General features: G+C 72.6%; 24 protein-coding genes. 6 read left to right on the forward strand and 18 right to left on the reverse strand.

The window, feature by feature from the left end; all coding sequences use genetic code 11:
* Window positions 1–37 precede the first annotated feature (37 nt).
* Genes DZA62_RS27955 through DZA62_RS27970 form a run of 4 tightly spaced genes read right to left on the reverse strand, consistent with a single transcriptional unit; the run spans window position 38 to window position 4,146 of the window.
* On the reverse strand, window positions 38–1,330 hold the full coding sequence (locus DZA62_RS27955) for an ABC transporter substrate-binding protein (RefSeq protein WP_198664280.1): 1,293 nt from the start codon (window positions 1,328–1,330) through the stop codon (window positions 38–40).
* Window positions 1,331–1,367: 37 nt separating this feature from the next.
* Window positions 1,368–2,204, reverse strand: coding sequence for a carbohydrate ABC transporter permease (locus DZA62_RS27960; protein ID WP_116952246.1), 837 nt, complete (start codon window positions 2,202–2,204; stop codon window positions 1,368–1,370).
* A gap of 2 nt (window positions 2,205–2,206) precedes the next feature.
* Window positions 2,207–3,145 carry a carbohydrate ABC transporter permease gene (locus DZA62_RS27965; protein WP_116952247.1) on the reverse strand — a complete coding sequence of 313 codons (939 nt, stop codon included), beginning with the start codon at window positions 3,143–3,145 and terminating at the stop codon, window positions 2,207–2,209.
* Window positions 3,142–4,146 (reverse strand): LacI family DNA-binding transcriptional regulator, encoded by a 1,005-nt coding sequence (locus tag DZA62_RS27970; RefSeq protein WP_198664281.1) that lies wholly within the window; start codon window positions 4,144–4,146, stop codon window positions 3,142–3,144. Before DZA62_RS27970 ends, DZA62_RS27965 begins: the two co-directional genes overlap by 4 nt.
* Window positions 4,147–4,677: 531 nt before the next feature.
* Here DZA62_RS27970 and DZA62_RS27980 point away from each other — a divergent pair.
* The gene (locus DZA62_RS27980) at window positions 4,678–6,858 is read left to right on the forward strand and encodes an alpha/beta hydrolase-fold protein (protein WP_116952248.1); all 2,181 of its coding nucleotides are present in this window, start codon (window positions 4,678–4,680) and stop codon (window positions 6,856–6,858) included.
* Here DZA62_RS27980 and DZA62_RS27985 read toward each other — a convergent pair.
* From DZA62_RS27985 to DZA62_RS27995, 3 genes are all read right to left on the reverse strand, one after another.
* A complete protein-coding gene (locus tag DZA62_RS27985) occupies window positions 6,855–7,790 on the reverse strand; it encodes a tetratricopeptide repeat protein (RefSeq protein ID WP_116952249.1) in 936 nt (311 codons plus the stop codon). The genes DZA62_RS27980 and DZA62_RS27985 overlap by 4 nt on opposite strands.
* A 45-nt stretch (window positions 7,791–7,835) precedes the next feature.
* Window positions 7,836–8,015: a hypothetical protein gene (locus DZA62_RS27990; RefSeq protein WP_116952250.1), complete on the reverse strand. Its 180-nt coding sequence runs from the start codon at window positions 8,013–8,015 to the stop codon at window positions 7,836–7,838.
* Window positions 8,016–8,093: 78 nt separating this feature from the next.
* Entirely contained in the window at window positions 8,094–9,803 is a 1,710-nt protein-coding gene (locus DZA62_RS27995) for an acyl-CoA mutase large subunit family protein (protein WP_116952251.1), read from the reverse strand.
* A gap of 71 nt (window positions 9,804–9,874) precedes the next feature.
* On the opposite strand from DZA62_RS27995, the gene DZA62_RS28000 reads away from it, so the two are divergent.
* On the forward strand, window positions 9,875–10,330 hold the full coding sequence (locus DZA62_RS28000; RefSeq protein WP_116952354.1) for an RrF2 family transcriptional regulator: 456 nt from the start codon (window positions 9,875–9,877) through the stop codon (window positions 10,328–10,330).
* A gap of 709 nt (window positions 10,331–11,039) precedes the next feature.
* Here DZA62_RS28000 and DZA62_RS28005 read toward each other — a convergent pair.
* Entirely contained in the window at window positions 11,040–12,098 is a 1,059-nt protein-coding gene (locus DZA62_RS28005) for an ABC transporter permease (protein WP_198664282.1), read from the reverse strand.
* A gap of 101 nt (window positions 12,099–12,199) precedes the next feature.
* On the opposite strand from DZA62_RS28005, the gene DZA62_RS28010 reads away from it, so the two are divergent.
* On the forward strand, window positions 12,200–12,790 hold the full coding sequence (locus DZA62_RS28010) for a TetR/AcrR family transcriptional regulator (protein ID WP_116952252.1): 591 nt from the start codon (window positions 12,200–12,202) through the stop codon (window positions 12,788–12,790).
* Here the strand turns inward: DZA62_RS28010 and DZA62_RS28015 are convergent.
* The 6 genes from DZA62_RS28015 to mce all read right to left on the reverse strand — a co-directional run bounded on the left by DZA62_RS28015 (window position 12,780) and on the right by mce (window position 16,842).
* Window positions 12,780–13,286: a MarR family winged helix-turn-helix transcriptional regulator gene (locus DZA62_RS28015; protein WP_116952355.1), complete on the reverse strand. Its 507-nt coding sequence runs from the start codon at window positions 13,284–13,286 to the stop codon at window positions 12,780–12,782. The two genes, DZA62_RS28010 and DZA62_RS28015, sit on opposite strands and share 11 nt — an antisense overlap.
* 11 nt (window positions 13,287–13,297) lie before the next feature.
* A complete protein-coding gene (locus DZA62_RS28020; RefSeq protein ID WP_116952253.1) occupies window positions 13,298–13,996 on the reverse strand; it encodes a PH domain-containing protein in 699 nt (232 codons plus the stop codon).
* A gap of 10 nt (window positions 13,997–14,006) precedes the next feature.
* Window positions 14,007–14,159, reverse strand: coding sequence for a hypothetical protein (locus DZA62_RS35975; protein ID WP_157574795.1), 153 nt, complete (start codon window positions 14,157–14,159; stop codon window positions 14,007–14,009).
* Between the two features lie 104 nt (window positions 14,160–14,263).
* Window positions 14,264–15,220: a methylmalonyl Co-A mutase-associated GTPase MeaB gene (meaB, locus tag DZA62_RS28025; RefSeq protein WP_116952254.1), complete on the reverse strand. Its 957-nt coding sequence runs from the start codon at window positions 15,218–15,220 to the stop codon at window positions 14,264–14,266.
* Entirely contained in the window at window positions 15,217–16,386 is a 1,170-nt protein-coding gene (locus DZA62_RS28030) for an acetyl-CoA C-acetyltransferase (protein ID WP_116952255.1), read from the reverse strand. The genes meaB and DZA62_RS28030 overlap by 4 nt, the downstream gene beginning before the upstream one ends.
* A gap of 30 nt (window positions 16,387–16,416) precedes the next feature.
* Window positions 16,417–16,842: a methylmalonyl-CoA epimerase gene (mce, locus tag DZA62_RS28035; RefSeq protein ID WP_116952256.1), complete on the reverse strand. Its 426-nt coding sequence runs from the start codon at window positions 16,840–16,842 to the stop codon at window positions 16,417–16,419.
* A 376-nt stretch (window positions 16,843–17,218) separates the two neighbouring features.
* Between mce and DZA62_RS28040 the strand changes: the two genes are divergently transcribed.
* Entirely contained in the window at window positions 17,219–18,484 is a 1,266-nt protein-coding gene (locus DZA62_RS28040) for a coiled-coil domain-containing protein (RefSeq protein ID WP_157987952.1), read from the forward strand.
* Between the two features lie 89 nt (window positions 18,485–18,573).
* Here the strand turns inward: DZA62_RS28040 and DZA62_RS28045 are convergent, their stop codons facing one another.
* The 4 genes from DZA62_RS28045 to DZA62_RS28060 all read right to left on the reverse strand — a co-directional run bounded on the left by DZA62_RS28045 (window position 18,574) and on the right by DZA62_RS28060 (window position 21,770).
* Window positions 18,574–19,038 carry a RidA family protein gene (locus DZA62_RS28045; protein ID WP_157987953.1) on the reverse strand — a complete coding sequence of 155 codons (465 nt, stop codon included), beginning with the start codon at window positions 19,036–19,038 and terminating at the stop codon, window positions 18,574–18,576.
* Window positions 19,039–19,186: 148 nt separating this feature from the next.
* Entirely contained in the window at window positions 19,187–19,930 is a 744-nt protein-coding gene (locus tag DZA62_RS28050) for an alpha/beta fold hydrolase (RefSeq protein ID WP_116952259.1), read from the reverse strand.
* On the reverse strand, window positions 19,927–21,108 hold the full coding sequence (locus DZA62_RS28055; RefSeq protein ID WP_116952260.1) for a sensor histidine kinase: 1,182 nt from the start codon (window positions 21,106–21,108) through the stop codon (window positions 19,927–19,929). Before DZA62_RS28055 ends, DZA62_RS28050 begins: the two co-directional genes overlap by 4 nt.
* Complete coding sequence (locus DZA62_RS28060) at window positions 21,105–21,770, reverse strand: response regulator transcription factor (protein WP_116952261.1); 666 nt, start codon at window positions 21,768–21,770, stop codon at window positions 21,105–21,107. The genes DZA62_RS28055 and DZA62_RS28060 overlap by 4 nt, the downstream gene beginning before the upstream one ends.
* A 177-nt stretch (window positions 21,771–21,947) precedes the next feature.
* Between DZA62_RS28060 and DZA62_RS28065 the strand changes: the two genes are divergently transcribed.
* Window positions 21,948–22,484, forward strand: coding sequence for a hypothetical protein (locus DZA62_RS28065; protein ID WP_116952262.1), 537 nt, complete (start codon window positions 21,948–21,950; stop codon window positions 22,482–22,484).
* On the forward strand, window positions 22,481–23,626 hold the full coding sequence (locus DZA62_RS28070; RefSeq protein WP_116952263.1) for an HlyD family efflux transporter periplasmic adaptor subunit: 1,146 nt from the start codon (window positions 22,481–22,483) through the stop codon (window positions 23,624–23,626). Before DZA62_RS28065 ends, DZA62_RS28070 begins: the two co-directional genes overlap by 4 nt.
* Window position 23,627: the final 1 nt, after the last annotated feature.

Genomic DNA, 23,627 nt, shown 5'->3' on the forward strand with positions numbered 1-23,627 from the left:
GACTCCTCCTCCGCCCCCGTTCGGATCATGCGGGCCGTCAGCGGTTGTAGCGTTCGAGGATCTCGTTGCCGTCCTCGGTCAGCCGGGTGCCGAGCTCGTCCAGCGAGATCGCGTTCGCGAAGAACTCCTCGATCGACGGGTTCGCGACCTTGTTCTTCCACTCCTCGTAGCCGCGGACCCGCTGGAACGGCGCCTGCTCGAGGAAGGTCCCGGAGGCGGCCGCGACGGGCCAGTCCGGCGTCTCGGTGAGCACCGGGTCCTCGGCCGCGGCGGAGCTCGCCGGAATCATCCAGTCGCCCTTGGCCAGCAGCGCCTGGTTCTCGGGGTTCAGCATGTACTCGAGGAAGGCCATCGCCTCCTCGGGGTGCTCGGACTCGGCCGCGACCGAGACCGTCTGCGGAGCTGCCGCCTGCGCCTGCGAGTCGCCCGCCAGCGCCGGGATGGTCACCCACTCGAAGCCCTCGGGGGCCTGGTCGATGATCTGCTGGCGGAACCAGATGCCCTTGGGGAGCATCGCGTACTGGCCGGCGAAGAAGCCCGGCAGCGGGTCGGACCCACCCATGCCGATGGCGTCGGTGGCGGCGCTCTTGTCGACGTAGAGCTGGTCGTAGATGCGCTGGAACGCCTCCTTCTCGGGGTCGCCGAAGATCGCCGAGCTGGCGCCGTCGGACTCCTCGAAGAACCCGCCGCCGAAGTTCAGGGCGAGGTTGAGCATCCGGTTGGCCGGGTCCTTCAGCGTCCACGCCACCCCGAAGGTGTCGGCGTCGGTGAGCTGCTTGGAGACCTCGGCGAACTCGTCCCAGCTCCAGGGGTCGTCCGGCGCGGGCACCTCGACGCCCGCCGCGTCGAGCAGCGCCTTGTTGGCGAAGATCACCTGCGCGTCCAGCAGGAACGGCACCGCGTAGACGGCGTCGTCGAAGGTGACCGCCTCCCAGGCGCCGTCGAGGATGTCGTCGGTCATCGCCTCCGGCACGAGGTCGGTGATGTCGAGGATCCAGCCGCGGTCGGCGAAGTCCTGCAGGTACGACGACTCGTAGTGCACGAGATCCGGCGCCGTGCCGCCCTCGAACGCCGTCACCAGCTGATCCTGCACCGACGCCCAGTCGCCCTGCAGGTACTCGACCTGGATGTCGGGGTTGTCGGCGTTCCACTGCTCGATGATCTGCTGGTTCGCGGCGATCGACTCGGGCTGGAACGCCAGACTCTGGAACGTCAGCGTCACCGGGCCGTCGTCGCCGCCCGTTCCGGCGCCGTCACCGGAGCCGCAACCGGCCAGCACGAGGCCGGCGCTGACGACGGCGGCGGACACGATCGTTGCTGCTCTGCGCACGATCCCTCCTGGGGTGATGTCGGTGGTTCTGGTCATGTCAGGACTTCACCGCGCCGCCGAGCATGCCCCCGACGAGACGGCGTTGGATGATGGCGAAGAAGACGAGGCTCGGGATGGTGGCGACGAGTGCCGCGGCCGCCAGCGGGCCCAGCCGGGCCACGCCCTCGGCCCCGATGAACTTCACCAGCGTCAGCGAGATGGTCTGCAGCTCCGGCGTGCGGAGCAGGACCAGGGCGAAGAGGAACTCGTTCCACGCCGAGACGAACGCGAACAGGGCCGCCGCGACCACGCCCGGGACGAGCAGCGGCGCCACGATGTCCTTGAGCGTGCGGAGCTTGCCGGCGCCGTCCATCGCCGCGGCCTCCTCCAGCTCGACCGGGATGCCGACGACGTAGCTGCGCAGCATCCACAGCGCGAACGGCATGCTCCAGACGACGTAGACGATGATCAGCCCGAGCTGTGTGTCGTAGAGGCCGGCGTCGCGCAGCAGCAGGAACAGCGGGATGATCACGAGGATGAACGGAAACATCTGGCTCAGCAGCACCCAGAGCGCCGTCATCCGGCTCACCACCGAGCGGTAGCGCGCCATCACGTAGGCCGCCGGGATCGACAGCAGCACCGTCACCAGGGCCGAGGTGCCGGCGATGACCAGCGTGTTGAGCAGCGCCCGCGCCAGCGGCTGCTGCTCGAACGCGAGCCGGAAGTTGTCCAGCGTCGGGTCGGCCGGGATGATCGTCGGGTCGATCAGCGCCATCTCCTGCGGCGGCTTGAACGCCGTCGAGATCAGCCAGAGCAGCGGGAAGGCCAGGAACACCAGGTAGGCGACCAGGGCCAGGTACTTCGCCGGCGTCGCCAGCGTGCGGAATCCGCGCATGGTCAGTCCTCCTCCCGGTAGCGGCGTCGCAGGTAGAACACGACGAACACGGCGATCACCAGCACCATGGCGTTGCCCAGGGCGGCCGCGTAGCCGTAGTTGCCGTAGCGGAACGCCTCCTCGTACGCGAAGAGCATCGGCAGCCGCGTCGATCCGCCCGGCCCGCCCTCGGTGAGCACGTACACGAGGCTGAAGGAGTTGAAGTTCCAGATGAAGTCCAGCGTGGTCATCGCCGTCACGATGGGTCGCAGCGCCGGCCAGGTCACGTTGCGGAAGCGCTGCCACGGCCCCGCGCCGTCGACGGCGGCCGCCTCCTTGAGCTCCTCGGACACGCTCTGCAGGCCGGCCAGCAGCACCACCGTCGTCTGCGGCATGCCCGACCACACGCCGACGATGATCACGGCGGGCAGCGCCAGCGACAGCGAGCTGAGCCACTCGATGTTGGAGTCGATGATGCCGAGGTCCTTGAGGACGCTGTTCAGGATGCCGGCGTTGGGGTGGTAGACCAGCCGCCACATGATGCCGATGACGACCGGCGGCATCGCCCACGGCACCAGGGCCAGTGTGCGCGCCAGCCAGCGCAGCCGCAGCTTCTGGTTCAGCAGCAGCGCGAGGCCGAGGCTGGCGAAGAACTGCAGGATCGTGACCCCGAACGCCCAGATCAGCCCGATGCGGAACGAGTCCCAGAAGTACGAGTCGCCGAGCAGCTGGCTGTAGTTCTCGAAGCCGGTGAACGTCGTCTCCGAGTTGCGCCCGGCCTGCGCGTCGGTGAACCCGAGGTAGATGCCGCGCAGCAGCGGATACAGGCTGAACAGCACCACCGGGATCAGCGCGGGGACGGCCAGCATCAGGCCGTCGCGGTCCAGGCCGAGGAACGACCGTCGCTGACCCTGCGGGCCCGGTGGGGTCGGTCGCCGGCGGGTGGCCACGGTCGTGGTCATCGGCTGCTCTCCCTGACGTTCAGCGACGGCGGGACGGTCACGCGCTCCGGCGGCGCGTCGTCGCCGTCGAGCCGGCGCAGCAGCAGCTCCGCGGCGATGCGGCCGCGGTCGGCCGAGCCGAGCGAGACGCTGGACAGCGGCGGGAAGCTGGTGGCCGCGAGCGGGGTGTCGTCCATGCCGACCACCCGCACGTCGCCGGGGACGTCGCGGCCCAGGTCGCGCAGCGCGTGCAGGACACCCATGGCGATGAGGTCGTTGGCGCCCAGCACCGCGTCGACGTCCGGATGTCCGGTCAGCAGTTCGCGCGCCGCCCGGCGGCCGGCGTCGAACTGGAAGTCGGTGAACCGCACGAGATCGTCGTCCTCGGGAAGACCTGCCGCGGCGAGCCCGCTGCGGAAGCCGTCGTAGCGGGCCCGGCCGGGGACGGTGTCCAGCGGGCCGTCGATGAACGCGATGCGGCGGGCGCCGGCCTCGGCGAGGTGCTCGACCGCGAGCCGCGCACCGACGCGGGAGTCGGCCCGCACGTTGTCGACCGGGACGTCGTCGGGCAGCAGGCCGATGACCACGACCGGGACGGCGGTCTGCCGCAGCGCCTCGACGTGCCGGTCGGTGACCCGCAGCGGGCACAGGATCAGCCCGTCGACGTAGTTCTGGCTGAGGCTGGCCAGCACGCCGAGCTCGTCCTCGACGTCGGCGCCGGTGCTGTGCAGCAGCAGCCGGTAGCCCTCGTCGCGCAGCGTCGGCTGGATGCGGCGGACCATCTCCAGGTAGGCGGCGTTGCCGATGTCCTCCATGGCGAACGCGATCTGCCCGGTGTGCCGCGTCTTCAGCGACTGCGCGACGACGCTCGGGACGTAGCCGACCTCACGGACGGCGGCGTTGACCCGGGCGACCATGTCGGCGTTGGAGGTGTTGCCGTTGAGCGCGCGCGACACCGAGGAGATCGAGACCCCGGCGACCCTGGCGACCTCGTGGATCGTCGGCCGGCGGCGCTGCGTCACGTGCGTCCACCTCCTTGTGGCATCGTGGCCGGAACCGTTTCCGAGCAGTGGTGCGATGAGGCGAGGGAAACGTTTCCGGGATGTGGCTCACATTGGACCGTGCCCGCCCCGGTCCCGTCAAGTCGCCGATGCGAACCCGTGACCCGGCCGCCGCCGTCGCTCGCCGCACGTGCACCCACCCCCGCCGCCGACCCGTGCACCCACCCCTCGCCGCACGTGCACCCACCCCCGTCGCCGACCCCGCCCCCGTCGCCGACCCGGCGCCGGACGCCGACCCCGCCCCGGACGCCGACCCCGCCCCGGACGCCAGCCCGAGTTGATCTTGGACTTCTTCGGCCATCTATCGGGCATATCGGGCGGCGGCGGCGAACTACTCCAAGATCAACTTCTGCCGGGGTGGCGGAGGCGAGGGCTTGACGGTGTGCCGGAGGGCGTGCTGGAGTAGCGCCGACTTCCCGGATTCGCCACCGCCGGCCGATCTCGGTCCGCCACGGAAACGTTTCCGAGTCCACGGGCGCAAAGGAGCGACGCATGGTGGCATGGAATCGAGCGACGACGTTGGCCGCGGCATCGTTGCTGGTCGCAGCCGTGCACGTGGCCACGTCGGACTCGTCGCCGGAGCCCCGAACCAACGCCGCGGACCAGGCCGCAGCCGAGCCCGAGGCCCAGGCGGACCAGGCCGCAGCCGGAGCGACCGGCGCAGCCGTCGCGGGCGACGCGGCCCGGGGCACCGTCGTCACCGGGACCGCCCCCGCCGCGGCCGCCGGAGTCCCCGTCGACTACGCCGCGTACCTGCCCGCCGGTTACGACGACAGCGGCGACGAGTACGCGACGGTCTACCTGCTGCACGGCCGCGGCGACACGATGGCCGCCTGGCAGCAGGTCACCGCCGACCTCGACCAGCTGATCGCCGACGGCGACGTGCCGCCCCTGATCGCCGTCATGCCGGACGCGCCGTGGAGCGACCGCGGCAACTGGTACGTCGACTCACGGCACACCGGCGGCACGGCCGTCGAGACCGCGCTGACCGGCGACCTCGTCGCGCACGTCGATGCCACCTTCCGGACGGTCGCCGACCGCGACGCGCGCGCCGTCGGCGGGTACTCGATGGGCGGCTACGGCGCGCTGCGCTACGCCCTCGCCCACCAGGACGTCTTCGCCGCCGGCCTGGTGCTCAGCCCGGCCGTCTACGTGCCGCTGCCGCCGGCCGACTCGTCGGCGCGGGAGTTCGGCGGCTTCGGTCTCGGCGACGCCGGCTTCGACGACGACGTCTACACCGAGCTCAACTATCCGGCACTGCTGGACGGCCTCGACCGGGAGCTGCCGACGCACCTGTACATCGCGGTCGGCGACGACGAGTGGGCCAACCCGGCCCCCGAGGACGCGCAGCACGACATCGACTTCGAGTCCGCCCGCCTCTACAACACCGTCAGACGGGTCGGCGGCGTCACGGCGGAGCTGCGGATCCTCGACGGCGGGCACGACTGGGACGTCTGGCGCCCGGCCTTCCGCGACGGCCTCACCGACCTCGCCGGCCACCTGCGCACCACCGACCCGCTCCCCCTCCCCGGCGACATCACCGGCACCGACGGCGACGACCGCGCCGGCGGCGTCGCGGTCACGCCGGACGGCGCCACCGTCACCGCCGTCAACGAGGGCGGCGCCGACCCCGTCATCGGCTCCGACGACGGCTGGACGCTGCGCCTCGGCACCCCCGCCGCCGACCGGGTCCACGGCCTGCACACCGGCCCCGGCGGCGACCTCTACACGGCCGGCCACACGCGCGGCGACCTCGACGGACAGCATCCCGGCAACGCCCGCGACGACGCGTTCGGCGCCCGCGTCACGACGGGCGGCGACCTGGCCTGGGTGACGCAGTTCGGCGACCCGGCGGCGGCCGACCGTGCGTACGCCAGCGTCCCCGCGCCCGACGGCGGCCTCTACGTCGCCGGCTACACCAGCGGCAGCGTCGGCGGCACCGCCAATGCCGGCGACAAGGACGCGCTGCTCGCCCGGCTCGGCGCGGACGGCGAACTGCTGTGGACCCGCCAGCTCGGCGGCGCCGGCGAGGACAAGGCGCTGGCGGTCACGATCGGCGCCGACCGCCGGGTCTACGTCGCCGGCGTCACGTCGCAGGCGATGCCGGGCGGGACGGCGCACGGCGGGCTCGACGCGTGGGTCGCGCGCTTCACCGCCGACGGCAAGCAGGACTGGCTCAGCCAGTTCGGGACCACCGAGTCCGACCAGTTCACCGCGCTCGCGCCGCTGCCGACGCAGGGGGTCGTCGCGGTCGGCCACACCGGCGGCGTGCTGGGCGCGGCGAGTGCGGGCGGCAACGACCAGCTGGCCGTCGCGGTGACGTCGGCGGGGCGGGCCCGCTGGATCACCCAGGACGGCACCGGCGGCGACGACCGCGCGGCCGCCGTCCAGGTCGCCGCGGACGGCACGATCACCGTCGCCGGGCACACCGACGGGCGGGTCGGCGTCAGCGCGGGCGGCGTCGACGTCGTGGTCAGCACGCTCGGCAGCCGCGGCCAGGTGCGCGAGCGGACGCAGTTCGGCACGCCGGCACGCGACGGCGCCGACGAGTGGGACGAATCGAACCTCTACCTGAGCGCCGACGGCGCCCTGCTCACCGGCCTGACCTTCGGCGGCGGCCGCGGGCTCGGTGACGTGTTCACCGGCCCGCTCGCCGCGCCGTCGTCAGGCTAGAACAGTGCGCTGGCCAGCGCCGACCGCGCCTTGACGACGCGCGGGTCGGCGCCGCCGACGATGTCGAACAGCTCGACGACGCGGACGCGCAGCCGCTCGCGGTCGTCGCCGAAGACCCGGCGGATGGTGCCGATGAGGCGGTCGAACGCCTGGTCGACCAGGCCGGAGGCCACCTCGATGTCGGCGGCCAGCAACTGGGTGTCGACGTCGGCGGGGTTCGCCTCGGCGGCGGCCAGGGTGGCCCCGGCGTCGACGCCCGCCGTGCGGCGCAGCAGCTCGACCTGGGCCAGCCCGGCCTTCGCCTCGGCGTCGGCCGGCGCCTCGGCCAGCACCTGCCGGTAGGCCTCGGCGGCCCGGTCGAAGTCGCCGGCGTTGATGGCGTCGTAGGCGGCCTCGAACCGGGGGTCGATCGGCTCCTCGGCGACCTCGTCGTCGTCGGCCACCGGCTCACCGCCGGCGCCCGGAATGGGGTCGGACCGGCCGGCCACGCCGTTGGCGACCGCCATCTGCAGCAGCTGGTCGATGACCTGCTGGGCCTGCGCCTCGGGGATGGCGCCCTGGAACAGCGGGACGAGCTGCCCGCGCAGCACGGCGACGACGGTGGGGATGCTCTGCACCTGCGCGGCCTGCGCGATGGCCTGGTTGGCGTCAACGTCGATCTTGGCGAGGACGAACCGGCCCTCGTACTGCGCGGCCAGGCGCTCGAGGATGGGCGAGAGCGTCTTGCAAGGCTCACACCAGGTGGCCCAGAAGTCGATGACCACGGGCACCGACATGGACCGGGTGAGCACCTCGGCCTGGAACGTCGCCTCGGTGACGTCGATGACGAAGCCACCGCCGGCGACGCCCGGCGTGGACTGCTGCGGCTGCCCGCCGCCGTTCAGCGCGGACAGGTCGATGGCGCCGGGGCGGCTGAAACTCTGCGAGCTCATGGCCCTATCCTCCCCCGATCATCCGCCCGGTTGCCACAGGGGTCCTCAGTCCCAGTAGGCGCTGTTCCAGTGACGGGCGTCGACGGCGTGCACGCGGGGCAGCGGGACGAGCGGCGCGGACGAGACCGGCCGGGCGGGTTCGTCGCGGCGGGCGCGTCGGCGCAAGAGGTACGCGTGCGCGATCAGGACGGCGACCATGGCGATCAGCAGGATCGGCACCAACATGCGGCCTCCCTGGTCGGAGCGCTGTTGCCCGCATGGTGACAGATCCCGCTCGACACGTCCACCGACCGCCCACCCGCGTCAGAACCGGGCCGGCTCGGAGTAGACCCCCCACTCCGCGCGCAGGGCGTCGCAGATCTCCCCGAGCGTGGCCTCGACCCGCACCGCGTCGAGCATGGCCGGGACGATGTTCTCGTCGGTGCGCGCGACGTCGATCATCGTGGCCAGCGCGGCCCGGACGGCGGCGTCGTCGCGACCGGCGCGCCGCTTCGCCAGCACCTCGCGCTGGGCGTCCTCGACCTCGTGCGACACCCGCAGGATGTCGAGCTCACCGGTGACGGTGTCGGTGTGGGCGTTGAGGCCGACGACGCGCTTCTCGCCCTTCTCGACGCGCTGCTGGTGCTGGAACGCCGACTCGGCGATCTCGCCGGTGAACCAGCCGTCCTCGATGCCGCGCAGAATGCCCGCCGTCATCGGGCCGTAGGCGTCGTGCCAGCGGCGGTCGCGCTCGCCCATGGTGCGGATGCGCTCGAAGATCGCCTCGGCCTCGGCCTCGAGCCGGTCGGTGAGCGCCTCGACGTACCAGGACCCGCCGAGCGGATCGGCGACGTTGGCGACGCCGGTCTCCTCCATGAGCACCTGCTGGGTGCGCAGCGCGATCTCGGCCGCGGACTCCGTCGGCAACGCCAGCACCTCGTCGAGCGCGTTGGTGTGCAGCGAGTTCGTGCCACCGAGCACCGCGGCGAGCGCCTCGACCGCGGTGCGGACGACGTTGTTGTACGGCTGCTGCCCCGTCAGCGACACCCCGGCGGTCTGGGTGTGGAAGCGCAGCCACTGCGCCTTCTCGGTCGTCGCGCCGTAGGTGTCGCGCATCCAGCGGGCCCAGATGCGGCGGGCGGCGCGGAACTTGGCGATCTCCTCGAAGAAGTCGACGTGCGCGTCGAAGAAGAACGACAGCCCGGGTGCGAACACGTCGACGTCGAGGCCGCGCGACAGCCCCAGCTCGACGTAGCCGAAGCCGTCGGCCAGGGTGAACGCGAGCTCCTGCGCGGCCGTCGAGCCGGCCTCGCGGATGTGGTAGCCCGACACCGACAGCGGCTTGTAGTCCGGGATCTCGGCCGCGCAGTAGGCCATCAGGTCGCCGATGAGGCGCAGGTGCGGCTCGGGCTCGAAGAGCCATTCCTTCTGCGCGATGTACTCCTTGAAGATGTCCGTCTGCAGCGTCCCGTTGAGGTCGCCGACGGCCACCCCCTGCCGCTCCGCCGCGACGACGTACATGCAGAAGATCGGCACGGCCGGCCCGCTGATCGTCATCGACGTGGTGACGTCGCCCAGCGGGATGCCGGCGAACAGCTCGTCCATGTCGGCCGCGGAGTCGATGGCGACGCCGCAGTGCCCGACCTCGCCGAGACTGCGGGCGTCGTCGGAGTCGCGGCCCATCAGCGTCGGCATGTCGAACGCGACGGACAGCCCGCCGCCGCCGGAACGCAGGATCATCTTGTAGCGCTCGTTGGTCTGCTGCGCGTTGCCGAACCCGGCGAACTGGCGGATCGTCCACGCCCGGCCGCGGTACCCCGTCGGGTAGAGGCCGCGGGTGAACGGGTACTCGCCTGGCCAGCCGATGCGCTCGAACCGGGGATCGCCGGCCCCCTCGGGCGGCCCGTACACGGGGTCGACCTCGGTGCCGGACAGCGTGGTGAAGTCGGTGTCGCGGACCTTGCCTGCCGCGACGGCGGCGTCGAGCCTGGCCTGCCACCGACGGCGGCCTTCGTCGATCTCACGGGCATCCATGATGGGGGCTCCATTTAGTTGGACGTCCTAGTAACTAGCCCCATCGTACTAGCAGTGGGATGATCGGGCTCGTGCACATCACAGCGCGCGCCGACTACGCCGTCCGGGCGGTGGTCCAGCTCGCCTCCCTGCAGCCGGCATCGGCCACCCGGCAGCAGCTCGCCGAGGCACAGGACATCCCCGGCAAGTTCCTCGAGACCATCCTCGGCGACCTGCGCCGGGCCGGCCTCCTCGACGCCCAGCGCGGCGCGACGGGTGGCTACCGCCTCACCAGACCGGCCGACGAGATCACCCTCGCCGACATCGTCCGGGCCACCGAGGGTCCACTGGCGGCCGTACGCGGCATGCCGCCCGAGGACACCATCTATCCGGGCCCGGCCCAGCCGCTCACCCGTGTCTGGGTGGCGGTCCGGGCCAGTCTGCGCGAGGTCCTGGAACAGACCACGGTGGCCGACGTCATCGCCGACCATCTCCCCGACCACGTCACCGAGCTCCAGAAGCGCCCCGACTCCTGGACCCGCCGCTGACGGTCACCCCACCCGCCCGAGCCGGCCCACCCCCATGATCAGAACGGATAATTTCCGATCCTGGCACAGTTGACGCTGGTCAGCAGTGGTTTGGTGGGTCCGTCAGAAAGTCCGTGCGCCCCTGGTGCGCCACGACTCCTGAACTCGGGTGTGCTCGCCCGGCCGCAGGTGGGCGTAGCGCTCGGTCGTTGGTCGAGTGCTCGTGACCGAGCAGCATCTGGACGTCATAGAGCAACGACCCAGAGTTCGCCGAGATCTACGAGGAGATGCGGCGGTGGCCCGACAGCTCGCCTGAGAAGCACGAGATGACGGCGCACCTGTTGTTGATGGCGGTCCGGATGGAGTGGGAGGCGGCTGCCCGGTACCGCAGCCTCGCCGAACGCGAGGCCCAGAGCAGCGCACGGCACGACAGACGGCTCTGAGGCGGCGGGAGAAGTGAGTGATCTTGGCGCACGCCGGGTGCCGGCAGGTCAATTCGTGCGCCAAACGTGCGCCAAGAACCACCATCCGCACCCTGTCGCAGGCCGACGCAGGCTGACGATTCGCGCAGGTCACGCCGGCACCCGACGCACTGACCAGCGCCAAGCTGTGCACATGATCATCAACGATCCAACCACCTATGGAGGGTTGGATCGTTGATGATCATGGAGGAGCGAGCAGAAGAGGCCGGCGGACGGTGGGCTGAGCGGCGTCGGTCACCAACCGGACCCTAGCGACCGCGCCCGAACGACACCCGCTCCACGTCGGCAGCCGACCCCTCGACCGCCGCTGCCCCCGACTCCGGCTCCGACCCCGGCTCCGGCTCCGATCCCGACGCGACAGGCGCACGCCGCGACCCGACGGCCGCCAGCACCAGGCCGACGAGCACCCACCCGCACAGCACGAGCACCGGCCGACCGGCCGCCGCCGCATCGAAGAACGCCGTCGACCGCAGCAGCGTCCCGCCTGCCCCCGGCGGCAGGAACTGACCGAACGTCCCCCACCCGGACGGCAGCAGCTCCGGCGCGGACGTCACCCCCGACAGCGGATTCCCGATGATCAGGAACAGCAGCGCCGCCACGCCCACGGCGGCCCGCCCGATCACCGAGTGCAGCCCCACGATCGTGACCGACACCGCGGCGATGGTGAGCGCGAACGCCCCGGCATTGGCCGCCCACGAGCCCTCCAGCACGCCGAGCCAGGTCTGCAGCACCAGCACCGCCACGGACGCCCCTCCCACGGCGGCCAGCAGCGCCCCCAGCACCCGCCGCCACACCCCGGCCACGCCGAACGCCATGCCCACGCCGACCGCGAGCCCGCCCATGACCATCGGCAGCGCACCGGCGCTGAAGCCGCTCCCCCGCGGATCGCCGGACGGCAGCGGCGCGACGTCCTCGACGACCGGCGCGGCCGGCCCGGCGGCCGCGTCGCCGGGCGGGGCGGCCATCGACCGCGCCACCCCGTCCAGCAACTGCGCGACGGCCGGCCCGGCGGCCGACGCGGTCAGCACGGCCGGCGGACCCGACGGCGACACGATCACGGCACCGTAGACGTCACGGTCGGCGATCGCCGACCGCGCCTCGTCCTCCGACGACACGCCGGAGACCGAGAAGGCGCCCGGCATCGCCTGGTCGAGCTGCTCCGACACCGCGGCGACGGCCTCGGGCGGTCCGGCGACGGCGATCGGCACGTCGCGCGGCGCGATCTCCGAGCTCGGCCACACGAACGCGGTGACCAGCACTCCGATGACGACGGACAGGCCCAGCGCGATGCCGATGACCCTGCGCATGGCTTCCTCCACACGTAAAACGAACGATCGTTCTCCAATCACCCACTCTCCACCCCTGCCGACGAGGTGTCAAGAACGACCGTTCGTTTTATGATGAATCCATGCCCCGTGTCTCCGAAGCCCACCTCGCCGCCCGGCGGCAGCAGATCCTCGAAGCCGCCTGGCGCTGCTTCAGCCGCCAGGGCTTCCACGCCACGTCCATGCAGGACGTGTTCGCGGAGTCGGGGCTGTCGGCCGGCGCGGTCTACCGGTACTTCCCGAGCAAGGCCGACCTCGTCCGCACCACGGCCGAGGGCATCGCGGGCATCGCCGAGGACGTCTTCCAGGAGCTGCTGAGCGAGGACCCCGTCCCCCGGCCCGACGCCGCGCTACGCCGCGTCGTCGTCAACGTCACCAAACGCACCTCGTCCGACGGCATCGACCGCACCAAGATCGCGCTGCACGTGTGGTCCGAGGCCGTGCGCGACGACGAGATCCGCGACATCGTCACCAGCGTCGCCGACCGCCTGCTCGACAGCTGGGAGCGGCTGGCCGAACGCTGGCGCGACGCCGGCTACCTCCCCGACGACGCCGAGCCGCGCCAGATCGCGCGCACGATGTACGGCGTCCTGATCGGGTTCGTCGTGCAGCGGCACCTGCTGGGGTTCGACACCGACGACTACCTCGACGGCTTCAGCGCACTCAGTCGCTGAAGTCGCCGGCGGCCACCCGCAGCCCGCGCAGGACGTCGAAGACCTGCTTGCGGTCGTCGCCGCCGAGGGCGCGCAGGCCGAACTCGGCCTCCATCAACTCGGTGGTGACGCGGCCGACGGCGTCGCGGCCGGACTGCGTGATGCGCGCCAGCGTGCCGCGGCCGTCGCGCGGGTTGGGTTCGCGGGTGACGAAACCGGCGCCCTCGAGCCGCTGGATGGTGTTGGTGACGCTGGTCGGGTGCACCATGAGCCGCTCGCCGATCTTCGCCATCGGCAGCGCGCCGGTGCGGCTGAAGCTGAGCAGCACGAGCGCCTCGTAGCGGGCGAAGGTGAGGCCGTAGGGCCGGCAGATGCGGTCGAACTCACCGATCAACAGCTGCTGCACCCGCATGATCGAGGTGGCCGCGGCCATGGCCTCGGACGGGCCGAACCGCTCCCGCCAGATCGACGCGGCGCGTTCGATCGGGTCGAAGTCCAGGTCCAGTGGCTCCGCCATGAGCACCCAACCTAGTAGACGTCCTGCCGGCGGCGTGCGGTGGCCGGTCCTGGGTTGCGCGGATGGTCCGGACGCCGCGGGTTCTTCTTCTTGGGTTCCTCGGCCGCGGGAGCCGACGCGCCGGTGGCTTCGCGGCGCAGCGCGTGGATGACGCGGGCGACGTCGTTGGGCCGCGGGATGAAGTGGATGTCGCGCACACCCTGTTCCTGCGCGGCGTTCTCCAGCACCAGGTGGCCGGAGCGGAACGGCCGCAGCCACCACGGCCGCACGACGGTGATGTCGAGCAGCCGGACGATCTCCATCTCGGCCTCGTTGAGGGAGAACAGCCCCCACACCCGGAACACCCGGGAGTCGGTGACGACGAAGCGGTCACGCGCGACGTACAGCGACTTGATCAGCGCCCAGCCGAGCAGCCCCGCGGCGGCGGCCAGCGGCAGCCACGCGGTCCGGGCCTGCATGAACGGCGCGACGACGAGCATGAGGATGCCGCCCAGCCCGGCCAGCGCCGGCAGGGCGTACAGGATGGCGCTGTGCTTGCACTCGGCGACGATCTCCTCGCCGGCCACCAGCTTCCGCCTCACCAGACGGTGCCCGAACCAGGAGGTGAAGTTGCGCCAGAACAGCCGCAGCAGGCCGTCCTCGGCCACGCGGTCGAGCCAGCGGATGAACCCGTCGCTCAGCCCGTCGACCGTCCTCCTGGGCGTCCACATGGCCCGGGACTCAGAACAGCTCGGTGAAGAACGTCATCACGGCGTCGAAGAAGTCGGCGATGCCGTTGCCGATCTCGCCGAGCAGGTCGGCGAGGCCTTCGGGCTCGGTGAGCACGAAGTACACCAGGAACGCGATACCCAGGATGATGAGCGCTTTCCTCACTGCATCATCCTTTCGTACCGGGGCACGCGGACGAGGCCCGCCACGCGCGCTGCTTCATGACTTTGTACCTCACGTTGGGCCAAAGACCCCAGCGCCACGCCGGATCATGACACGGCGGCAACGATCTTCTCCGCGGCGGCGTACGGGTCGAGCTCGCCGGCCAGGACGGCGCGGGCGAGATCGTCCAGCCGTTCGTCGCCGTGCACGCCGGCGAACCGGCGCCGCAGGTCGGTGACCGCGATCGCCTCGATCTCGTCGCGGGCGCGGCGGACCCGGCGGCGCTCGGCCTCGCCACTGCCGGCGGCCCAGGCGCGGTGTGCTGCGATCGCCTCGACGACGTCGTCGATGCCCTCACCGCGGGCGGCGACGGTGCTGACGATCGGCTGGCGCCAGTCGCCCGGCGCCCGCTCGGCCAGCCGGACCATGCCGCGCAGGTCGCGGACCACCTGGTCGGCGCCGTCGCGGTCGGCCTTGTTGACGACGAAGACGTCGCCGATCTCGAGGATGCCCGCCTTCGCCGCCTGGACGCCGTCGCCCATGCCGGGCGCGAGCAGGACCAGCGTGGTGTCGGCCAGCGCGGCGACGTCGACCTCGGACTGCCCGACGCCGACGGTCTCGACCAGCACGACGTCGCAGCCGGCGGCGTCGAGCACCCGCACGGCCTGCGGCGTCGACCAGGCCAGCCCGCCGAGGTGCCCGCGCGTGGCCATCGACCGGATGAACACGCCGCGGTCGGTGGCGTGCTCCTGCATGCGGACGCGGTCGCCGAGCAGCGCGCCACCGGTGAACGGCGACGACGGGTCGACGGCCAGGACGCCGACCCGGAGGTCCTGCGCACGGTAGGCGCCGACCAGCGCCGACGTGATGGTGGACTTGCCGACGCCGGGCGGCCCGGTGATGCCGACGACGCGCGCGGACCCGGCGTGCGCCACCAGCTCGGTGGTCAGCTCGCGCAGGCCCGGCGCGCCGTTCTCGACCAGCGTGACCAGCCGGGCGACGGCGCGCGGATCGCCCTGCGCCGCCCGCTCGACCAGCCTCGCGCCGGCCGTGGACGTCGTCACGGCACCCGCAGCACCAGCGCGTCGCCCTGGCCGCCGCCTCCGCACAGGCCCGCGGCGCCGACCCCGCCGCCACGGCGGCCGAGCTCGAGCGCCAGGTGCAGGACCAGCCGCGCGCCGGACATGCCGATGGGGTGGCCCAGCGCGATGGCGCCGCCGTTGACGTTGACCTTCGCGGGATCGATGCCCAGCTCGCGGGTGCTGGCGACGCCGACGGCCGCGAACGCCTCGTTGATCTCGACGACGTCGAGATCGCGGGGGTCGATGCCGTCCTTGGCGCAGGCGGCCCGGATGGCGTTGGCCGGCTGGCTCTGCAGCGTGGAATCGGGGCCGGCGACGACGCCGTGTGCGCCGACCTGCGCGATGGGGGTGACGCTGAGCTCGGCGGCCTTCGCCTCGCTCATGACGACGACAGCGGCGGCGCCGTCGGACAGCTGCGACGACGAGCCGGCCGTGATGGTGCCGTCGGGCCGGAAGCTGGGCCTGAGCCGGGCCAGCGACTCGGCGGTGGTGTCGGCGCGGATGCCCTCGTCGCGAGCCACCACGACGGGGTCACCCTTGCGCTGCGGCACCTCGACGGCGACGACCTCGTCGGCGAACAGGCCGTTCTTCCAGGCTGCGGCCGCCCGCTGGTGCGACGCGGCGGCGAACTCGTCCTGCTCCTCGCGCGTGAGCGGGCCGTTCGCGGACTCCGTCAGCGCGCCCATGGCCTGGTCGGTGAAGACGTCGTAGAGGCCGTCGTAGGACATGTGGTCGACCAGCGTGGCGTCGCCGAACTTGAAGCCCTGCCGCGACTTGGGCAGCAGGTGCGGCGCGTTGGTCATCGACTCCATGCCGCCGGCGACGACGACGTCGAACTCACCGGCGCGGATCAGCTGAGCCGCCAGAGCGATGGCGTCGAGCCCGGACAGGCACACTTTGTTGATGGTGAGCGCCGGCACGGACATGGGGATGCCGCCCTTGACCGCCGCCTGACGCGCCGGGATCTGGCCGGCGCCGGCCTGCAGCACCTGGCCCATGATGACGTAGTCGACCTGGTCGGCGGCGACGCCCGAGCGCGCCAGCGCCGCCTCGATGGCGAACCCCCCGAGGTCGGTGCCCGAGAATCCCGACAGCGATCCCAGCAGCTTCCCGATGGGCGTGCGTGCGCCACCCGCGATGACGGCCATGCGTCCTCCTCGACGTCGTCCTGCTCCGAATTATCCCCGAGCCGGCTGCACCAGTTCGACGAGCACCCCGCCGGCGTCCTTGGGGTGCACGAAGTTCACCAGGGACCCGGCGGTGCCGCGGCGGGCGGTGTCGTAGAGCAGCCGCAGCCCCCGTGCGCGCAGCGTGGCGGCCGCCGCCTCGACGTCGTCGACGCGATAGGCCAGCTGCTGGATGCCCGGGCCGCGGGTGTCGAGGAACTTGGCGATGGCGGAGTCGGGGCGCAGCGGGGCGAGGAGCTGCAGCCGCGGGCCGTCGTCGTCGCCGGAGACCCGCAGCATCGCCTCGCGCACGCCTTGTTCCTCGTTGCGTTCCTCGTGCTCGAGCTCCATGCCGAAGTGCTCGCGATACCACTCGACGGCGGCGTCGAGGTCGGCGACCGCCACCCCGATGTGGTCGATCGTCGTGAACAGGCCCATGGCCAGAACACTATGGCGCGGAGCGCCCCGATGACACTGCGGCGGCGGGCGTCCGGACGAGAATTCGGCGGATCTGTCCCAACCGGTGGTGAGTTCGCATCTGGACAACTAACGTGTGCTGCTTGGAGGCCATAGGTCGACCTCCGGAGGGATGCCCCAGCCCGACTCACCCCACCGAACCCCTCAGAGCCGTCAGCCCGCGGTGTGCGGACGTCCACCGCCATCGGCACCGGCGCAGTTTCGGAGTACTCTGCGTTGCTATCCGAGGGGCTCGGCGTCCGTGACGGGGAAGACCCGGGCAAGCACCTCGACGGATTTCGACTACCAGGATGATGTGTGCCTGCCCCGCGGGGTGGCACCCCCGATGAGGGAGAACATGAGCGAGGTAAGGGAAGTAGCGGTCAGGGAGACGGGCGCGGACGGCCTGTCGATCTTCGACGGCTCGCCGACGGGCGGGTTCACCATCGCGATGCGTGGCTACGACCGTGTCCAGGTCGAGCAGCACGTACGGCAACTGGAGGCGACGCTCGCGCAGACGCGCGGCCGCGCCAACGACCTCGACAAGCAGGTCGTCCGGCTCCGCCAGGAACTGGCCGAGGCGAGCACCGAGCTCCGCGAGGTCGAGCGGCCCACCTACTCCGGGCTCGGCGCGCGCATCGAGCAGCTGCTCCGGCTCGCCGAAGAGCAGGCCAGCGAGCTGATCGCGCAGGCCGACGCCGAGGCCAGCGAGACCCGCGCCGAGGCGCAGGTCATCGCCACCGAGCTGCGCACGGCCGCCGAGAACGAGGCCAGCGAGCTGCAGGCCAACGCCAAGCGGTCCGCCGACGAGCTCATCGACGAGGCCCGCATCGAGGCCGAGGAGGTCCGCTCGGCCGCCAACCGCGAGGCCTCGAACCTCGTCGAGACCGCCAAGCGCGAGGCCGCCAAGGTCCGCTCGGCCATCGACCACGAGACCAGCGAGCGCCGGGCGCAGGCCGAGCGCGAGCTGAGCCGCCTGCGTGCGGTCGCCGAGCGCGAGGTCACCGAGATGCGCGCCACGGCGAAGCGCGAGGTCGACGACCAGCGCACCACCGCCAAGCGCGAGGCCGAGTCCATGCGCGCCAAGGCCCAGGCGATCCTCGACGAGACGCAGCTGAAGGCCGAGAAGGAGAACACCGAGCACGAGCTGCGCCTGGTCTCCAAGCGCGAGGAGCTCGAGCGCGAGATCAACGAGCGCTACGAGGCCTCCGTCGCCGAGACGCAGAAGCTGGTGCACGACGCCGAGAACCGCGCCGCCGACGCCGAGGCCCGTGCGGCCGCCGCACACGAGCGCGCCGAGAAGGTCCGCCGCGAGGCCGACGAGCAGGCCAAGGCCCTGGTCGCCGGTGCCAAGCGCAACGCCGAGCAGCTGGTCGGCGAGGCCAAGGCGCACGCCGAGAACACGGTCTCCGAAGCGAAGTCCGAGGCGACGTCCACGCTGACCGCCGCCAAGCGCGAGGTGGCCGAGCTCAACCGGCAGCGCGACAGCATCACCGCGCACCTCAGCCAGCTGCGCAGCCTGCTGGGCGGCCTGGCGCCGGTCGACCCGACCCCCGCGGTGGGTGGCTCCGGCAAGTCCGACGACGTCGTCGACGCCGAACTGGTCGACGACCCGGACAAGTAAGCAACACGAAACACCGACGGCCGGTCGCGCCCTCTTTCGAGGCAGGACGCGACCGGCCGTCGTCGTGTCGGAGGTGCTCGGGGTGGGGGTCAGCGCACGCGGACCAGCGCCTCCACCTCGACCGGGCTGCCGGTGGGGAGCTCGGCGACGCCGACGGCCGACCGCGCGTGCAGCCCGGCCTCCGCGCCGAGCACGTGCTGGACGTAGGCCGTGGCGGCGTCGGCGACCAGGTGCTGCTCGATGAAGCCGGGCGCGCTGGCCACGAACACGGTGAGCTTGACGACCTCCGCCACCTGCTCCAGGCTGCCCAGCTCGGAGCGGATCGCCTCGAGCACGTTGGCGGCGCACTGCCACGCGCACCGACGGCCGGTCTCGAGGTCGATCTGGTCGCCCAGTCGTCCGGACGCGATCAGCTCGCCGCCCGCTCCGACCGCCGTCTGGCCGGACGTCGCGAGCAGGTCGCCGTGCCGCCGGGTGCGGGCGATGGCGGGTCGCTGCGGTCCGGCCGGCGGCGGGACGGCGGGCGCGGACGCGTGACGTTCGTCGCTGGTCACGTGGATCTCCTTCGAATTGTCGAACTCGACTACGGAATACTGAAGATAGGGTGACACAGGCGTGTCCCCGCGGATTCGGGGCCTCGGGGTGGCGGTTCTTCCGGTCCGTGGGCTTCGCTCTGCCGCGGAACCAGGTGACGAGGTGCGCTCAGGCGCCGTGGTGGTCGCGCAGGACGGCCGCGACGGCGTCGGGCCGTTCCAGCGGCGACAGGTGCCCGGCGCCGCCGACGACGTGCACCGCCACCCCGCCGAGCGCCGCGGCCATCGCGTCGGCCTCGTCCGTGCCGGTGAGCGTGTCCTCGGCGCCGACCACGACGGTGCTCGTCTCCCCGAGGCCGCGGGCGGCGGCGTCGCGCAGCGTGGCGAAGGACGGCGGGCGCGCGGCCATCGCGCGCTGCGCCCAGGCGACGCCGTCCGGCCGTGCGGCGTCGAGCCAGCCCGTCACCCGGGCGACGACGTCCGGCCGGTCGCGCCGGGTGGTCTCCCCCAGCAGCGTGCCGAGCATCGGCCGCAGCGCCCGGCTGCCGTGCCGCTCGACGGCGTCGGCCATGCGCAGCCGGTTCGCCCTGGCCTCGTCGGTGTCGTCGCTCGCCTTGGTGTCGACGAGGACGACGCCGGCGACCAGCCCGGGGTGCCTGCGCAGCAGCGCCATCGTCACGTAGCCGCCCAGCGACAGCCCGCCGACGACCGCCCGCTCGACGCCGCGGGCCGCCAGCTCGGTGGCGACGTCGTCGGCGTAGGTGTCGACGGACGGCTCGCCGGTGACGTCGGCGCCGCCGAACCCGCGCAGCGCCGGGCGGATCAACGTCGTGCCGGGCAGCCGCTCCGCGAGGTCGTCGAAGACCGCGGGGCCGAGTGGGAACGCGTGGATCAGGACGACCGGCAGCCTCATGCCGTCGACCCTAGCGACGCGCCCGCGGGGAGGTCGATGCGCACGAGCAGGCCGCCGCCGTCGCGGGCGTGCGCGGTGGCGGTGCCGCCGTGGGCGTGGGCGACCGAGCGGACGATCGACAGCCCCAGGCCGACGCCGGTGCCGTCGGCGGCCGTGCGCCCGTTGCCACGGCGGAACGGCTCGAACAGTCCGTCGACGTCGTAGGCAGCGAGGACCGGGCCGGTGTTCTCCACCTGCAGCGCGACGCCGTCGCCGGCCGGGTCGGCGCCGGTCCAGACCCGCACCCGCGCACCGTCGCCGCCGTGCACCATGGCGTTGCGGACCAGGTTGGCGACCAGCTGCTCCAGCAGGACGGCGTTCCCCGTCGTCGGCGCGGGCTCGAGCACAGCCGTCACCGCCACCGAGCGGGCGTCGGCCTCGCGGCGCTCCTGCTGCAGGACGTGGGCGGCGACCGCGGACAGGTCCAGCGGCGCCGGCGACGTCACCGTCTGCTCCGACCGCGCCAGGAGGAGCAGACCCTCGACCAGCCGTTCGCTGCGCTCGTTGGTGGCGAGGACGGTCGGGGCCAGTCGTCTGAGGTCCTCCGACACCTCCGGGTCGCCGAGCGCCACCTCGAGCAGCGTCCGGTTGACGGCGAGTGGCGTGCGCAGCTCGTGCGAGGCGTTGGCGACGAACCGGCGCTGCGCGTCGAACGAGCGGTCCAGCCGTTCCAGCATGGCGTCGAACGTGTCGGCCAGCTCCTTCAGCTCGTCCTGCGGGCCGGACAGGGCGATGCGCTCGTGCAGGTTGCGATCGGCGACCCTGCGGGCGGTGTCGGTCACCTGCTGCAGCGGCGCCAGCGCCCGGCCCGCCAGCAGCCAGCCCAGCGCCCAGGCGAGCACGAGGGCGATGCCCAGAGCGACGATCGACCAGGTGAGCAACTGGTTCAGTGTGTTGCTGCGGTACGACTCGAGAGCCTGCAGGATCACCTCGCGGGTCTCGACGTCGCCGAGGTTCTCCGTGATGCGGTCGGGGACGCGCTCGAGCTGCGTGCTGGACGGCCGCAGCAGCGACTGGGAGACCAGCACGTAGGTCACGGTGATCATGACGACACCGGCGGCCAGGAAGGCCAGCCCGTAGAGCAGCGTGAGCCGGACCCGGATCGGCCAGCCGGTCGGCCGTTTCGCGCGCTGCCTCATGTGCCGCTCCCCACCCGGTACCCGGCGCCCACCACGGTGCGCACGACCGGTGGGTCGCCGAGCTTGCGCCGCAGCGTCATCACCGTCACCCGCACCACGTTCGTGAACGGGTCGGTGTGCTCGTCCCACACCTTCTCCAGCAGCTGCTCGGAGCTGACGACGGCGCCGTCGGCGCGCAGGAGCTCCTCGAGGACGCCGAACTCCTTGCGGCCGAGGCGCACGGGACGGCCGTCGCGGGTGACCTCGAGCCGGGCGGGGTCGAGCACCAGGCCGTCGCGGGACAGCACCGGCGGCGCGGCCTCGCGGCTGCGCCGGCCCAGTGCCCGCACGCGGGCCACCAGCTCGGCGAACGCGAACGGCTTGCCCAGGTAGTCGTCGGCGCCCAGGCCCAACCCGTCGACCCGGTCGGTGACGTCGGCGGCCGCCGTCAGCATGAGCACCCGAGTCGCCGGCCGCGTCGCGACCAGCCGGCGGCAGACGTCGTCGCCGTGCGTGCCCGGCAGGTCGCGGTCCAGCACGACGACGTCGTAGTCGTTGACGTCGATGCGTTCCAGCGCCGCCGCGCCGTCGTACCCGACGTCCACCGCCAGGCCCTCCCGCCGCAACCCGCGCGCCACCGCGTCCGCGAGCAGCACCTCGTCCTCGACCACGAGCACCCGCACCGGCCACCTCCCGCAACGATCCCGTGCGTCCATGCTGACCTGCGCCACCTAAGAACGGGATAAGAACGCCGGGACCGCCGGAGCTTGACGCGGGCTTTACCCCGCGCCTCGTACACCTGGAAGGGCCCCCGGCGCACGACTGCGCCGGGGGACCAGGACCACACCCAGGGAGTACACATGGCGCACCTCTCAGTCCGGCGACGGCGGGCCGTCGCTCCGGCCGTCCTCGCGCTGGTCGCGATGCTGGCGACGGCCGCTTGCGGCGACGAGACCGACGGCGGCGAGATCGCCTCGGCCGCCGGGGACGACCACACCGGCAGCACGGCGACCGCCCCGCCGGACGAGCCCACGGAGCCCGACGACCAGGGCCTGGCGTTCGCCGCGTGCATGCGCGACCAGGGCATCGACCTGCCCGACCCCACCGGCGAGGGCGGCCTGCGCGATGCCTTCCAGGGGATCGTCGGAAGCTACGACGCGGAGGCCATCCAGGCGGCGATGGAGGCGTGCGAGGACCAGCTGCCCACCCAGCTGGCCGAGCAACGCGACCAGGCGATGGACGAGGACACCCAGCTCGCGCTCGCCGAGTGCCTGCGCGAGCAGGGCGTGGACGTGCCCGACGACCTGTTCGAGGGCGGGCTGCCCGAGGGCGTCGACCGCGAGGACCTGACCGCCGCCATGGACGAGTGCCGCGACGTGACGGGCGGCGAACAGTGAGCACGACCCTGCACCGCGACGAGGAGCTCGACGCGGCCAGCGCCGAGCCCAGGCGCCGCGGGCGGCGGCTGGTGTGGCCGGCCGTGGGCGTCGTCCTGATCGGTGGAGCGGCCGCCGGCGCCTGGTACTGGCAGCAGCGCTCCCCCGGCGAACCGGCGCCCGAGGCAGCGGGCGCGGTGGCCACGGCCGAGGTGACCCTGGGCAGCATCGCGTCGACCGAGACCTGGGAGGGGACGCTGGGCCACGGGTCCGCGTTCACCGTGTTCGCGCCGGTCTCGGGCACGATCACCCGGCTCGCGGCCGAGGGCGGCGCCGTCGAGCGCGGCACGGCGCTCTACCACGTGGACGAACAGCCGGTCACCGTGCTGATCGGCCTGATCCCGATGTACCGCGACCTCGGCCCGGGCGACTCCGGGGTGGACGTCGAGCAGCTGGAGGCCAACCTCGTCGCGCTCGGCTACGACGGTTTCACGGCCGACGACGAGTACACCGGCAACACCGCCGATGCCGTCGCGGAGTGGCAGGAGGACATCGGCGCCGCCGAGACAGGAGCAGTGGCCGGGTCCGATGTGGTGTTCCTGCCCGAGGCCGGTCGGGTCGACAGCGTGCACGCCGGCGTCGGCGGCGTCGTGCAGCCGGGCTCGGCCGTGCTCGACCTCACCGGCTCCGACCAGGTCGTGAGCCTCGAGGTCGAGGTGGACGACCGCGACCTCGTCGCCGTCGGCACCGCCGTCACCATCGGACTGGCCGGCGGCCAGGAGGTCGCCGGGACGGTGACCTCGGCGGCCGCGGTGGCGGCGGAGCCCACGGATGACGGCGGCGCGGGCGCGGGTGCGGCGCAGACCGGGGCCGCCGACGCCGTCACCGAGGTCGACGTCGCCCTGGCCGAGCCGGTCGCCGCGGAGCTGATCGGGTCGCCGGCCGACGTCACCGTCCCGGTGGACGAGCGCGTGGACGTCCTGCTGGTGCCGGTGAACGCGCTGCTGGCGCTGTCCGAGGGCGGCTACGGGCTCGAGGTGGTGCACGACGACGGCACCACGTCGGTCGTCGCCGTCGAGACCGGGCTGTTCGCGGACGGGCGGGTCGAGGTGGCCGGCGACGGGATCGCCGAAGGGACCGTCGTCGGGGTGGCCGGACGATGAA

The organism is Jiangella endophytica, from assembly GCF_003427025.1.
In the GTDB taxonomy this organism is placed as follows: Bacteria; Actinomycetota; Actinomycetes; order Jiangellales; family Jiangellaceae; genus Jiangella; species Jiangella endophytica.